Annotated in this window: 14 protein-coding genes; 1 reads left to right on the top strand and 13 read right to left on the bottom strand. The window is 33.5% G+C overall.

The window, feature by feature from the left end:
- Window positions 1-53 precede the first annotated feature (53 nt).
- Window positions 54-575: a GTP-binding protein gene (locus H7350_RS15420; protein WP_204346820.1), complete on the top strand. Its 522-nt coding sequence runs from the start codon at window positions 54-56 to the stop codon at window positions 573-575.
- Here H7350_RS15420 and era read toward each other — a convergent pair.
- The 13 genes from era to H7350_RS15355 form a co-directional block, all read right to left on the bottom strand.
- On the bottom strand, window positions 572-1,453 hold the full coding sequence (gene era, locus H7350_RS15415; RefSeq protein WP_204346819.1) for a GTPase Era: 882 nt from the start codon (window positions 1,451-1,453) through the stop codon (window positions 572-574). The genes H7350_RS15420 and era overlap by 4 nt on opposite strands.
- 27 nt (window positions 1,454-1,480) lie before the next feature.
- Window positions 1,481-1,939 (bottom strand): RNA methyltransferase, encoded by a 459-nt coding sequence (locus H7350_RS15410; RefSeq protein ID WP_204346818.1) that lies wholly within the window; start codon window positions 1,937-1,939, stop codon window positions 1,481-1,483.
- Window positions 1,940-2,032: 93 nt separating this feature from the next.
- Entirely contained in the window at window positions 2,033-2,863 is an 831-nt protein-coding gene (locus H7350_RS15405; RefSeq protein WP_235989370.1) for a DMT family transporter, read from the bottom strand.
- A 24-nt stretch (window positions 2,864-2,887) separates the two neighbouring features.
- Window positions 2,888-3,409, bottom strand: coding sequence for a LacI family DNA-binding transcriptional regulator (locus H7350_RS15400; RefSeq protein WP_338105784.1), 522 nt, complete (start codon window positions 3,407-3,409; stop codon window positions 2,888-2,890).
- A gap of 8 nt (window positions 3,410-3,417) precedes the next feature.
- Entirely contained in the window at window positions 3,418-4,086 is a 669-nt protein-coding gene (locus H7350_RS15395) for a bifunctional 4-hydroxy-2-oxoglutarate aldolase/2-dehydro-3-deoxy-phosphogluconate aldolase (protein ID WP_204346817.1), read from the bottom strand.
- 11 nt (window positions 4,087-4,097) lie between these two features.
- The gene (locus H7350_RS15390) at window positions 4,098-5,120 is read right to left on the bottom strand and encodes a sugar kinase (protein WP_204346816.1); all 1,023 of its coding nucleotides are present in this window, start codon (window positions 5,118-5,120) and stop codon (window positions 4,098-4,100) included.
- Between the two features lie 272 nt (window positions 5,121-5,392).
- Window positions 5,393-6,154 (bottom strand): SDR family NAD(P)-dependent oxidoreductase, encoded by a 762-nt coding sequence (locus tag H7350_RS15385; protein WP_204346815.1) that lies wholly within the window; start codon window positions 6,152-6,154, stop codon window positions 5,393-5,395.
- Window positions 6,155-6,178: 24 nt separating this feature from the next.
- On the bottom strand, window positions 6,179-7,450 hold the full coding sequence (locus H7350_RS15380) for an MFS transporter (RefSeq protein ID WP_204346814.1): 1,272 nt from the start codon (window positions 7,448-7,450) through the stop codon (window positions 6,179-6,181).
- A gap of 24 nt (window positions 7,451-7,474) precedes the next feature.
- Window positions 7,475-8,176: a FadR/GntR family transcriptional regulator gene (locus tag H7350_RS15375; protein ID WP_204346813.1), complete on the bottom strand. Its 702-nt coding sequence runs from the start codon at window positions 8,174-8,176 to the stop codon at window positions 7,475-7,477.
- A gap of 150 nt (window positions 8,177-8,326) precedes the next feature.
- Entirely contained in the window at window positions 8,327-9,253 is a 927-nt protein-coding gene (locus H7350_RS15370; RefSeq protein WP_204346812.1) for a polysaccharide lyase family 7 protein, read from the bottom strand.
- Between the two features lie 5 nt (window positions 9,254-9,258).
- A complete protein-coding gene (locus tag H7350_RS15365; protein ID WP_204346811.1) occupies window positions 9,259-10,149 on the bottom strand; it encodes a PKD domain-containing protein in 891 nt (296 codons plus the stop codon).
- Window positions 10,150-10,169: 20 nt separating this feature from the next.
- Entirely contained in the window at window positions 10,170-11,609 is a 1,440-nt protein-coding gene (locus H7350_RS15360; RefSeq protein ID WP_204346810.1) for a RagB/SusD family nutrient uptake outer membrane protein, read from the bottom strand.
- Between the two features lie 17 nt (window positions 11,610-11,626).
- Window positions 11,627-14,734, bottom strand: coding sequence for a SusC/RagA family TonB-linked outer membrane protein (locus H7350_RS15355; protein ID WP_204346809.1), 3,108 nt, complete (start codon window positions 14,732-14,734; stop codon window positions 11,627-11,629).
- Between the last annotated feature and the right edge of the window lie 246 nt (window positions 14,735-14,980).

Raw genomic sequence — 14,980 nt, 5'->3', positions numbered from 1 at the left:
CAGTTCAACTTTCAATAAAAAACAGTAATTTGAATTACTATTTCAGCTAAAAAATGTCATCTACTACAAATACTATCATTTTAAGACCTCGCTTTAAATTTAAAGTCAATCATAATAATGAGGAGCTTTTAAAGTTATTTGAAGATGAAAAAAGGACATCTGCTAGTTTTATAATTTCTAGAGTTGATAATCATATATTTATTAAAATCCCAAAAGAAAAACAACATTTCTGGTCACCTCAACTGCATTTAGAAATTGACAGTCACGAAACAGAAAACAGTAGTACTATTTATGGATTATTTGGTCCTAATCCAACAGTTTGGACGCTGTTTATGTTTTTACATTTTGTAGTTGCCGGACTTTGGATTGCTTTTGCAATATGGACTTATGTGAACTGGAACTTAGACACTGATTATACCATCCAGTTATTTTTAACTTTGTTGATGGTTGTGATATGGTTTGCTTTATATTTTGGAGGTCGTTTAGGCAAGCGATCAGGAATGCGAGAAATGCATGAGTTGCATCACTTTATGAGAGACACACTACGAAAAAAAGGGATTCACACTGAGTGCTAGTTATTGTATCCAAAACGTTTAAGTTGCCTTTCGTTACTCCTCCAGTTTTTATTCACTTTTACATATAATTCTAAATGCACCTGTTTGCCAAAAAACTTCTCTAAATCTTTTCTAGCCTCAATACCAACACGCTTGAGCGCACTTCCTTTGTGTCCTATGATAATTCCCTTTTGAGTCTCTCGTTCGACCATAATTACAGAGCGCATTCTAATAATTGCATCTTCTTCAAAAAACTCTTCGGTATCAATTTCTACGGCATAAGGTATTTCTTTTTTGTAATGCATTAAGATTTTTTCTCTAATGGTTTCGTTAACAAAAAAGCGTTCGGGTTTATCAGTTAATTGATCTTTAGGGTAAAATGCAGGTGACATTGGAAGTAATTCAATGATTCGGCCAAAAACCTCTTTTACATTAAAACCTTCTAAAGCAGAAATTGGAAATATTTCAGCATTTGGCACTTTAGTAGACCAAAGTGCTACCTGACTTTCTAATTGTTCCTGATCGGATTTATCAATCTTATTTAAAAGCAATAATACTGGAATTTTAGAATTTGTGATTTTTTTAAAAAAGGCTTCATCTTTTAATTCTTGTTCACCAATTTCGACCATATATATAAGCACATCAGCATCTTCAAAAGCTGATTTCACAAAATCCATCATAGATTGTTGTAACTCATAAGCTGGTTTAATAATACCTGGTGTATCACTTAAAATAACCTGGAAATCATCACCATTGACAATCCCTAAAATACGATGTCTGGTCGTTTGTGCCTTAGACGTGATGATTGATAATTTTTCACCTATAAAAGCGTTCATCAAGGTTGACTTCCCTACATTAGGATTTCCGATAATATTTACAAAACCTGCTTTATGACTCATATTAATCTTATTAAATAGGCTACAAAGTTACGACCTTGGTTTGTTTATTCCTCTATCATACATCACAATACTTCCAGCTACAGATACATTTAAGCTCAATTGTGATTTAAATTTAACTAAAAAATGACTTTTCTCTATGGCTTTATGTGAGAGTCCATGATCTTCTGCTCCTAACAAATATACACAACGTCTGGGATGGTGAAAGGTTTCTAAATCTTTGGCTGCATCAGTAAGTTCAACACCAACAATACGAGCGCCTTTAGGTAAGTTTTTATAAAAGTCATCAAAGGTGTCGTAATGAAAATAAGGCATAGATTTTACGGCATTATGTGTGTCGCTTGATTGTTTTGCATAACGATTTCCGATTGTAAAAATAAAACTCGCCCCTAGATTTTGTGCTGAACGCCAGAGTACACCAAGATTTTCTGGAGTTTTACCATTTTGAATACCTATTCCGAAGAACTCATTTTCGAAGTTATCTACCATGGTTCAAAATTAAGTAATCTTATGTTTTTATAGAAGTATACCAGTCGGTTTTATGAATGCTACAATTCTCTTGATTACATTAAAAGAGCCAAACTAACGCTTCACAATGAAGTTTAAAATCAATCCGATAAGAATTAAGAGGATTCCGATGATACTCATAAACGTATAGGTTTCACTTAGCCAGACAACACCTATAATCATAGTGAAGATAACTTCAATATATTTTAATGGTGCTACTTGATTGACTTCCGAAATCTGAAATGCTTTAGTCATGTAATATTGTCCGAAATATCCAAAAACGCCCAAACTAAATAAAAGAACCCATTCTAAACCTGTAGGGTTTGTCCATTCTGAAATAGCTAAAATCCCTCCAAAAAGTGCAGCTATGATCATAAAATAATTGACGACAACAACAGGATGGTCGCTGTTTCCTATTTTTCGGATAATTATAAATACCAATCCTGTAAAAAAAGCAGATAATAAAGCATAGGCGACTCCCATTCCACTGATATGAGCGTCAAAACCTTTAAGAATAATGACACCTGAAAATGCTATCGCAAAACAGAACCATTGTAAGTATTTAATTTTTTCTTTTAATAAGAGTAATGCAAAAAGGGCAGCAAAAATTGGTGAGATATAGCGAATAGATACAGCCGATCCCATAGATAGGTGTTGTAGTGATGTAAAAAAAAGCGTCATTGCAATAAAACCAATAACACCTCTTGAAACCAACAATACCTTTTTCTTACCAAGTATGGGTATTTTGTGGTATGTTAAAAAAGGTAGTGTAAAACATAAAGAACCTATTGACCTGAAAAATACAATTTGATAGACATTAAACTGGTTTAAACTTTTAACAAGCACATTTAAAAGAGCAAAAGCTAAAGCACTTATAATCATTAAAATTATTGCTTTTCTAAACATATGTCAAGCGCTGCTTATTTCAAATTAATTTATTCGTCTGAGTAATTTATTAAAGCCTTTTATGCTCTCTTTTTTTAATTGATCACGGGATAGCTTATCATTGATTGTTATGTACTCAATATGCAAGTTACTATTGCATTCTGAATGTGAATTTAGGCGTTTGTTATTATTTGATATGATTATAACACCATCGACACTACCATCATTACTCTTCTGAATAAACTCTTTTTCTTTGGAAAGATCTTCTAAAGATTGAAACAAAATAATTCTGTAGCCTTGGGCATAAGCTACTTTTTCTATGTTGAACAAAAAACAACTGTAAAAAGACGTGTTAACCTGCGGAATGATAACAGAAATAGCTTTGGCTCTTTTTTTTCTTAAAGCCACCGCAAAGTTATTCGGTATATAATTATACTTAAGCGCTATACTTTTAATAATTTGTCTGGTATCAGAACTAATATCAGTTTTATTGTTTAAGGCTTTAGAAACCGTAGACACTGAATAACCTGAAACCCGAGATATTTCTTTAAGTGTAATTGTAGACACAATCTGATTTATTTTCTAACGTCTTTAATGAACTGTAAAGCCTGTTTAGTAGTTGTTTTTATTTCTTCTAAATTATATGCTCCTTTAGCATCTTTTTTTACCAGTTTAGAACCTATTCCTACACAAGACACACCTGCACTAAACCATTGTTGCAAATTTTCCTTTGTTGGAGAAACGCCACCAGTTGGCATAATGCTCGTCCACGGCTGAGGTCCTTTAATAGCTTTTACGAAATCTGGACCATAAATTCCACCTGGAAATAATTTTACAATCTCACAACCTAATTCCTCAGCTTTTGCAATTTCAGAAAGGGAGCCACATCCAGGAGACCATAATACTTTTCGTCTGTTACAAACGATTGCTATATCTTCTCTCAATACCGGAGTAACGATAAAGTTTGCTCCTAAAGCCATATATCTAGATGCTGAAGCAGCATCAGTAACAGAACCAACGCCTAGAATCATTCCTGGCAATTTTTCTAAGGCATATATGTTAAGCTGTGCAAATACATTTTCGGCAAAATCTCCTCGAGCTGTAAACTCTAATAATCTTGCGCCACCTTCATACAAGGCATCTAATATACTTTTACATGTAGTAATATCACTATCGTAAAACAGTGGTACTAACCCTGTTTTGTTCATTATATCTACAACTTCTAATCTTGAATATTTTGCCATTTTACTTTTATTTATCTTGATACTTTGCCTGAAGCATTGCCACTCAATAGTTTTTCAATTTCATCAAGCGTAATTAAATTACAATCTCCAGAAATTGTATGCTTTAAGCAACAAGCTGCTACTGCAATGTTTAATGCTCTTTGTTTATCGGTTGCATCGTTTATTAATCCGAAGATTAATCCACCCATAAATGCATCACCACTACCAACGCGGTCAACAACTGGAGTAACCTCTTTCACATCTGCATTAAAAACAGATTTACCATCGTATAAAATACCACCTATACGTTGATGTGAAGCACTTACAGAATACCTCAAAGTTGTAGCAACTGTTTCTAAATTAGGACATAATTTGAACAATTGATCATATAATACAGGTAAGGATTTTTCATTCTGATAGTTAGGAAACACTTTATCTTTTCCTAACATAAAAAATGCAGTATCAATATCACCTAAGATGATATTACTGTATTTCAAAAGTTCAGGCATTACCTCGCTTGGTTCTTTTCCATACTGCCATAGTTTGGATCTGTAATTTAAATCTGATGATATCGTAATTCCTAGTTTATGAGCTACTTTTAAGGCCTCTAAACATTCTAATGCAGCAGACTCAGAGATTGCAGGTGTAATGCCACTCCAATGAAACCATGATGTGTCTTTTAAAACGTCTTCCCAATTTATTGCACCTTTTGGGATTGTAGCCATAGCACTATTAGCTCTATCATAAACCACATTACTCCCTCGTGTTCCTGCTCCAGTTTCTAGGTAATAGATGCCTAATCTGTCACCACCAAAGATGACATTTTTAGATTCAACATTATACTTACGCATTTCTTTTAATGCACAGGCTCCGATTTCGTTTTCAGGCAAACGCGTTACAAACTCGGCTGAAAGTCCATAGTTAGCCAATGAAACAGCGACATTAAATTCGCCACCACCATATGAAGCTGCAAATGTTTTTGCTTGTGAAAAACGTAAATGTCGCTCTGTAGAGAGTCGCAACATAATCTCACCAAATGTGACAATTTTGCTCATTTTATTATCTCTTTATATTTTAAAACCAAATAATCTTATTTTTAATTGTACTCTTATTAACAATGACAGAGCAATTTAAAAAATAAAATTATTTGGTTGTTTAAAACTCAAATTAAAATCTAGCTAAATACTAAACTTTATTATTGCAATTTACATCTTTTTTTTTTCAACTTCCTCAGTACTTCTTGCATTTCAAAATGATGTCGCACTTGTGTAACTCTAGTTGAAATTAAACCATCACTAAGTGCCATTACATTGCCTTTGTCAGTTTATTAAATACCTAAAGCTTGACCACCACCAATCTGAATGGTTTCGGCAGTTATAAATGCTGCATCTTTACTTGCTAAAAATGAAATAACACCAGCAACATCTTCTGGTTGACCTAATCTACCTAACATAATATTATTTGCCCAAGATGCAAAAACTTCAGGTTTGGTTGCTTTAATTTGCGCATGAAAAGGCGTATCGATTGTACCAGGTGATACGGCGTTCACTCTGATACCATATTCAGCTAAATCTTTAGCTAGTGCTCTGGTAATAGCGTGAACTCCAGCTTTAGATGTTCCGTAGATTCCAGCACCTGGCCCACCTGCAGTCCATCCTGCATTTGATGTATAGTTAATTATAGAAGGATGCTCTCCTTTTTTAAGAAACGGTATAGCTGCTCTTGATGCAAAGAAGACTGAATCTAAATTTAATGCCATTACAAATCTGTAAAAATCTGTTGTCATCTCTTCAAATCTAGATCGTCCGCCTAATCCACCTGCGTTATTAACGAGAACATCTATTCTACCATACTTTTCACCTATTTTTGTGATATTTGAAGTGACTTGTTCTTCTTTAGTAACGTCAAATCCACAATATTCAGCAGTAATCCCTTCAGCTTCCAGTTCTTTAACTCTTTTTGCTCCTGATTCATCTTCAATACCATTTAAAACCACAGTATATCCGTCTTTACCTAATCGTTTTGCTACTTCGAAGCCAATTCCACCAGTTGCTCCAGTTACTATTGCTACTTTTCCTTTATTACTCATATTAATTTATAGTTATTTTATAATTTAACTTATTTCGTTTTCTATAGGTTTAATTTCTTTAATAAGCGTGTAAATGGACACTAGAGCTAAAGGAGCTAACACAGCTAGTATAATAAATGCTGGTGTATATGATTCGGTAGTAATTATTGGTATCAACCAGTTCATAATAATTACTGAAACAGCACCAATACTTCCTCCTAATCCTGCTAATGTTCCTACAGATTTACCATTTAACAAATCACTTGGTATGGTTTGAATATTACTAATTGAAAACTGAAAACCAAATAGAACCACAAACACAAATGATACGAATTTCTCAGGTGTATTTGCAAATAAAATGGCTCCTACAATTGCTATAACAATAATTATCGCTCCAATAGTAATAACTTTCTTTCTTGATTTATCTAAACTCTTAGTATTCATGAGTTTTTTAACATACCAACCTCCTGCTAAACTACCTATTGCAGCTCCTACATAAGGGAACCATGCATAAAGTCCGATTTCTTTTACATCAAATCCAAACTCCTTGTATAGATAAATTGGCATCCAAAAAACAAACAACCACCATATAGGTTCTATAAAAAATCGTGCTGCTATAACGCCCCAAGATTCTTTCATAGATAGAATTTCTACGACACTTAAGCTCTTAGCATCATCGTCATCTTGTCGTGACTCCAATCGTCCTGAAACGATATGATTCTTTTCTTCGTCGGTGATCCAAGGATGATTTTTTGGTTTTGTTTTATTCATAATTAACCAAGGGATAATCCATAAAAAACCTAAGACACCTATAATCACAAATGTGACTTTCCAACCGTATATTCCAAAAAGTTCAGATACTGTTGGTGCTGCGATTATTGATCCAACGGCAGCGCCTGCGTTAAAGATACCTTGAGCTACTGCTCGTTCTTTAATAGGAAACCATTCGGCATTATTTTTTACTGCTCCAGGCCAGTTTCCTGCTTCAGCTACACCTAATAATCCTCTAAAAACACCGAGTGATGCTGCTCCTTTAGCAAAAAAGTGAAGAACGCTGGCTAAAGACCAGAAGAAGATAGATAGCACAAACCCTATTCTTGTTCCTACTTTATCATATACTTTACCAGAAATAAATTTACCTGCCGCATAAGTGATAGTAAAAATATTGATAACCCATGCATAATCTTCTTCGGTAAGTCCTAGGTCTTTACTCATTTCTGGCCACATTATTCCTAATGCTGACCTGTCTATATAATTGATGATTGTGGCTAGACATACTAAGCCAATGATCCACCATCTTAAACCTTTTAATTTCATAAACTATTAGTTAGTGTGTTCGTATTAAACATTGTAGCAATATTGATATAACACACTGAAGTGCTCTTTCATTTTTTGTTTAGCTAATTTTGGATCTTGTTTCACTATGGCATCATAAATAGCCATATGCTCGTCAATACCTTGAGTCGCTAAACCTTTATCACAGACATGATATTTTTCAAAATTTGTAATGATTTCTGGAGTTATAATAAGCATGAAAGTATTCATCGTACTATTACCACTAGCTTTAGCAATTGCTAAGTGAAATAGTAGATCTTCTTCAACAGCGTCTTCTCCCTCTAAAACTTTTTCTGTGTAGGCATCCAAAGCTGCCTTCATTTTTTTAAGATCTTTATCAGTTCTTCTTAATGCTGCCAAACGAACCGTTTTAAGTTCTAATAAAATTCTGGTTTCAACTAAAGATTTAAAATCAGGATCTTCTAGCCTTAGAATATCTTCTATCATTCCATTCATGGCAATGACACCAATATTAGCAACAAAAGTTCCACTTTGCGGAATTGACTTTAACAAGCCATAGAATTCTAATTTTTGAATAGCTTCTCTAACATTACTTCTAGAAACTTCAAACTTATCAGATAACATTCTTTCAGAAGGTAATTTATCTCCTGGTTCGAGGTTTTTTTGATTGATAAGATCTCTTATTTTAGAAATAATAGTCTTGTGTACATCAAAATTATCTGTTTTAGTTAGAATCTCTATTTTCATATTTAAACGTTTTAATTCTTGATTAAATTTATGGAAATAATAACCAAAACATATTGATTATTACTAAAATTTAAGTACTTAAAGAATTCTACTCATCTTAATTTTGACCAGTAGAACTCAATAAGTGACTAACTCAAAAATAATTAATTTTTAATGCTTAACTTCTAAGCTATAATATTTTACTTTAGCAAAGGCTCCTTCATCTCTTGTTTGGAAATAATTGCCCGCTTTAAAATAGTTTTCAAATATTCCCCATTTTGACATGTGAATATTTTCATACACTTTATACTCTGTGTTATTCAACACGATTACCATTTTTCCTTCGGAAACTTTAACTTCTAGTGTAAATTTCCCAAAGCCTACTTCCTGCTCAAAATTAAATCCTTCATCATTATCCCATGCATCTTCATGAAGTAGTTCGGCACCTGTTGCATTTAAGTTTTTTAATACTTTGGTTTTGACTCTAATTTTACCTTTATCCCAATAGATTTTCAACATTGGAGGTGCATTATTATCATCTTCACCTATTAAATCCCTTTGCTCATTAGTTAATCGACCATGAATTTGCATAATAATAATACGATGGTATTTTCCATCCTTATCTCTTGAAACATCTTCAATAGCAAGTTTTCCTTTCATGGTACCACCTTGTGCAAAGGTCCAGTTCGTATTGTTATCACCAGGAACCATTTGCTCCCTTAACTCAGATCTAGTGTATTTTGTGTTTTTTGTTTTAGATTCTGTAGGCATTGCATGAAATACAATAGCACCTTTTGTAGAATCTATATACATGTATGGTTTAGCCGCTTCAATATTAGCAAAATCTAAAATTTCAGGAGGACTAATTTCTAAAGGCTTACCGTCTTCATTTGTGACTGGTAAAGTAACTTTCCAATGACTTAAGTCAATTTCAGGAAGCCTAACTTTTTTCTTTCGTTTTTTCTTTTTCTTTTTCTTATCCTTTTTTTCAACTTTAGTTTCCGTGTCTGCAACGCTACTTTTCTGATTTTGAGAAGTAGCGTTAACAGATAGGAATACTATCAGAATAATTAACAATATGTGTTTTTGAATTTTCATTTAAATTAAAATCCAAGTTCAATTTCAACATTATCTAACCACACATTATCTACGTTAGCAGTATGATTAAACAGTAAAGCTATTTGACCATTGGCACCTGTTTCAAACGGCAGAGAAAAATCTGCATAACTATCAACACCACCTGTTGGCTCTGTTGCTTCTGCTTGTGCTAATAATGTAGCACTTTCAAATTCACTAAAGTTGTCTAATTGACCATCAATAACACTTGCTATAAGACCGTCACCTACACCATCAACTCGTATTGAATATCTAAACTTTAAGATATAACTAGTGTTTGGAGAAACAGTAATTGCTTGGTAAGAAGCTCTTAAATCATTACCTGGAGGATATTTAGCAGATCGTGTTCCACCATCACCGTTACTAGACGTTTGATGTATTGTTTCTCCATCAATTCTCCAGCAATCTCTACTATCACCTGGACAAAGATCACTATTTCCAGAACTTTCAAACTCCCATCCACCTATCTCAGGTATGATTGCTTCTGGCTCTTCTGGTTCTGCAACAATAACATCTATAGTTATAGAGCTCATTGCTCCATTTGAATCACTAGTTGTTAAAGTAACAGGATATGTACCTTCACCAGCTACAAACGTATAGGTAGGATCTTGTTCTGTTGAAGTATCTCCTCCTCCAAAGTCCCACATGTATGAGTTAGACTCAGAAGATAAGTCTTGAAAATAAATCAATGTAAAGTCATCTTCATCTGCCGAATAAGCAAAATTTGCTTCTGGCAATTGTGTATCCACCTGAGAATTAGAATCTGGTAAATCATCTCGGAATAGTTCATCTCCAACACAACTAACCATAGCACTTATTGTAAATAAGCTTACAAGTAGTAATGTTGTTTTACGTAAAATATTTACTTTATTTTTCATAGTTAAATTATTTTATAATATTAATATCCAGCATTTTGTGTTAAAAGACCTCCACTTATATTTATTTCTCTAGCTGGAATTGGTAATAGTAAGTCTCTAGAAGAGTACACATATCCCATTTCATCAGCATGTGCAGTTAATACAGAATTAGCGGCACCAAATCTAATTAGATCAAACCAACGTTGATTTTCAAAAGCTAATTCTACTCTTCGTTCTCTTAAAAGTTCTTCTTTAGTAATCGAGGTAACTGTATCTGTTAGTCCTGCTCTATTTCTTACTTGCTGAAAAGAATTTAATGCATTAGAACTAGACGTCATAGTACCTCCACCAATGATAGCTTCAACATGCATTAATAGTACATCGGCATAACGTAAAACAATATAATCATTTCCAGCATCACGAGCATTTGCTCCGTATGTTGGTGGTGTTGTTGTAATATCTGAACCTTCAGGTAAAAACTTAATAACTTCATTTGAAGTTCCAAACGTTACAAAAGATTCAGGACCTCTATTACCTCCATACATTTCAAAATCTGCTACAAGATTATCATTTACTATATTTTGACCATCTTCTCTACCTTGACGGAATGCTGACGTAAATTCAGATGAAAAACTTTGACTTTCTAGAGAGTTTCCTGTTTCATATTGAATAGCAAAAATGATTTCATCATTCAATTCATTGTAAAATACATCTCTGAAATTATCTTCTAAATCATAATCTAAACTAGAAATAATAGCTTCGCACAATACTTGAGCACCTGAATAATTAGGTGTTGCTTGAGTTAAATAAACTTTAGCTAATAATCCTTGAGCCGCAGCTCTTGAAGCTCTTGATTTATATGTATTATCTAAAGTATTAACAGCTTCTAGTAAATCTTCAACAATTTGATCATAAATTTGTGCTTCTGGAATTCTTGTAAATAAAGCCTCATTATCCTGAGGACCTACAACAGATGTTACTAAAGGCACATCACTATATAATCTAACTAGGTTAAAATATGCATAGGCTCTTAAAAATTTAGCTTCTGCAGCATATTTTGCACGATTGTTTTCATCTGCAACATCGATAAAATTTAAGATGTTATTAGCTCTAAAAATAACTTCATACATTGACTGGTAGTAGTCTTCAGATTCTACGTTATTAGCGTTGACTACATATCTGTGAAAATCGGACTTTGACCCTTCAAGTGTTGCATTTCTTGTGTTATCAGTACGATGCTCTGTTAAAAGGTGCTCAAATTGCACACCTCTATTAGCACGACCAATATTTGTTTCAGTATTCTCATTAACACCTTGAATGGCATCATAAATTCCGATCACACCTGCCAGTACATCGTCATCAGACTGGAAAAACGCTTCTACTGCTACTGCAGAGTCTGGCAGTGGATTTAAAAACTCATCATTACAGGACGTATAAATAAAACCTGTAATAGCTAAGACTAAATATTTTATATGTTTCATAATTTATTTTTTTTTAATTAAAAGTCGATATTCAGACCGAATGTTACTGTTTTAAATATAGGTGTACCCGCTCTTTGAGAACCATAAGCTCTAGGGTTAGTTCCATCGATATGCTCTGGGTTAAAACCGTGATAATCATCAGCAGTGATATAAATCAGGTTTTGTGCAGTTGCATAAAGTCTCAATCCTTCGATACCTAATTCTGATGTTAAATCCTCTGGCAAATTGAAACCAAGACTTACATTACGTAATGAGAAGTAATCAGCACTTGCGATAACCTCGCTTGTTAACACCTTTTCTTGTATAAAAGATTCATGTGGTACAAGTCCATCAGCTACGGCTTGAGCTTCACCACCACTTCTAGTTCTATTTCCAAACCAGTTGTAGAAATATTGATCACCAATATTATTTACTTGAGCACCTACGCTACCTTGAATCATGAAAGAAAAATCAAAGGCTCCGAATTTAAATTCGTTAGTTAAACTATATACTAAATCTGGGTAAGGATCACCAAGAATTGTTTTATCCTCTTCTGTAATAATTCCATCACCATTTAAATCCTTTACGATAGTATCATCTGCCTGACCGTTAATACGATTCCAAGGGTTATCAACATAAGTTGTTCTAAATTCAGTTTCGTTATATGCTTCTGTATCTACAACATATCCCCAAAACGATGATATTGGCTCTCCAATTCGGTTAATCCATTGTGAGTTTCTACCATAAGTATCTTCGATAAGAGCATTGTTAGAATCTCCAAAACTTAATAATTCATTTTGGTTAGTAGACGCAATTAACGTTGTATTCCAAGAGAAATTCTCTTTAGCCACATTTTTAGTTCTTAATTCTAATTCCCATCCTCTGTTTTGCACCTCACCTAAATTTACAATACCACTTGTAAATCCAGTAATATAAGATACAGGATTTTCTAATAGTAACTCGTCACTAGTTCTTTGGTAGTAATCTAAAGATCCTGATATTCTGTTATTAAAAAATCCAAAATCAATTGCTGGGTTAAATTCTTCAGAAGCTTCCCATTGTAATAAAGCATTTGCAATGTTAAGAGGAGAAACACCAGGAGATATACTTCCTTCTGTAATAGCATTTGAATTTTGCAATAATGCTAAGTAAGGCCATACATTTACGATATCATTACCTACATTAAAATTCTCAGCACCAGTAAAACCATAACTTACTCTTAGTTTTAAGTTGTTTATCACATCACTATCGATTAAGAAATCTTCATTATGAACATTCCAACCTATCGATGCTGCAGGGAAATTACCCCACTTTGAATTGATACCAAAAACAGAACTACCATCACGTCTAAAAGAAGCATTAAATAAATATTTATCTTTATAAGCATAATTTACCCTAGCAAAGTAACCTACTTTTTTTAGCTCAGTATTGATTTCTCCATACTCAGAAATTGAAGTTGCTCCCTGAAGGTTTGGAAGTAAATCATTTGAATAACCATTTCCAGTAATATCACTGTCTTCACTTTTTCTTTGTTGAACAGTTAAACCTGCTAACACATTGATTTCATGATCATCATTAAATATCTTATTATAAGATAGTGTATTATCAGAAACTAATCTCGTTCGGAATCTATTTTGCAAATTATATTGCGCTCTACTAGCTCCAGCGGCATGATGTTGTGTACCATCCCATCTTGTTCTTTTACGCTGCTCTAAAGTAACACCAAGTGATGTTTTTGCAGTTAAGCCTTCTAAAATCTCATAGCTTAAAAATGTAGACCCGTATAATTTAGTATTATATTCATAATGCTCTCTTTCTACATATTGTGCATATGGGTTAGAATCACCTGAAGTACGAGGTCTTTCATTGTTACCATCATTATCCAAATCTAAATTAATTAAATGGTTTTCGTAGAAGTAATCCCCTACACCAATATCTGGATAAGTATCTTGATTAACAAATTGAAGCGTCTCTTCGGTATGGTAAATAGGTAACCATGGTGATTGACGTATTGGATTGTGTATAGATGTTGGTAATCGTCTTTGCTCTGTATAAGACGGAGTTGCACGAATACCGAATTTAAATTTTTCTCCTAATTTAGAATCTACTTTTAATGATCCTGTATATAATTTAAAATCATCTGTAATAACAACACCTTCATCATGAAGATATCTTAAAGATGTACTAAACTTAGTAGTTTCTGAACCACCTCTAGCAGCAAATGAATGACTTGTTACCGTCCCTCCATCAAAAAATACATCTTGCCAATCTCTATCAACACCTGTAGTTGCAACTAGTAATTGTGCATAAAGAGTTTCACCTGATAATGTTCCTGTTGCTGCTTGTTCAATTCTAGCCCAATCAGCCACACTTTTTCTATAATCATCACTTCCGTGAGCTTCTTTAAAACCTGTATATGTTTGGTAGCTAAATCTGGTTTTTCCTTCCTTACCACTTTTTGTTGTAATAAGAATTACACCATTAGATCCTTCACTACCATAAATTGCTGCAGATGCAGCATCCTTTAAAACTTCAAAAGACTCAATATCGTTCATATCTAAGTTTCCTAAGAAATCAGAACTTACAACAACACCATCAACCACTACTGCTGGACCAGAGTCGGCGGTAATTGACCCTACACCTCTAATGGTAATAGTAGGCGCTCCACCTGCTTCAGCATTTGTCGCTTGAATATTAACCCCAGAAACCTGACCAATTAAAGCATCATCAACCCTTGAAACAGGAATTTGATCAAGCTTCTCATTTTTAACTTTCGATATCGCTCCAGTTAAATGGCTTTTCTTTTGAGTACCATAACCAATAACAACAACTTCATCTAATTTAGCTGCATCTTCGGCTAATGAGACTGTTAAAGTTGTCTGGTTATCAATAATTACTGTTTTTGTGACGTATCCTAAATAAGAAAATTGTAGGACTTCACCACTTGAAACTCTGATTTCAAAGTTCCCATCAAAATCTGTGGATGCACCTCTTGTAGTGTTAAGAACTAAAACGTTCACACCTGGAATAGGTTGCTTTTCAACTTCTGAAACAACTGTACCTCTAAGCAAGAAGCTTTCTTGTGCTAACACTGTCACACTAAACAACAGTGCAAAGAGTAGCGGTAGTTTGTTTTTTAAATTCATAATTAATCTTTTATAATTAAAATTAGTTAGTATTTACAATTACCAAAGCTCAATGCATAGCAAATAAATTTGTATCTTTGCTTATGTATTTACTGCTTCAGTAATTACTTTTTTTACTTCGGTCTTATTGAAGTAATGTTAGAAAAAGGATAGGCCCACCCTGTCCTTTTTTCTTTAAAAATAAATTGGTTTACCAGATTGGTTTACCAAATATATATAAAATTTTGTTAATTCCAACGTTTTCGT

It is taken from the genome of Psychroserpens algicola (assembly GCF_014526325.1).
Lineage (GTDB): Bacteria > Bacteroidota > Bacteroidia > Flavobacteriales > Flavobacteriaceae > Psychroserpens > Psychroserpens algicola.
Note: the sequence above shows the minus strand (reverse complement) of the source record. Positions and strands in the feature narration are given on the sequence as shown.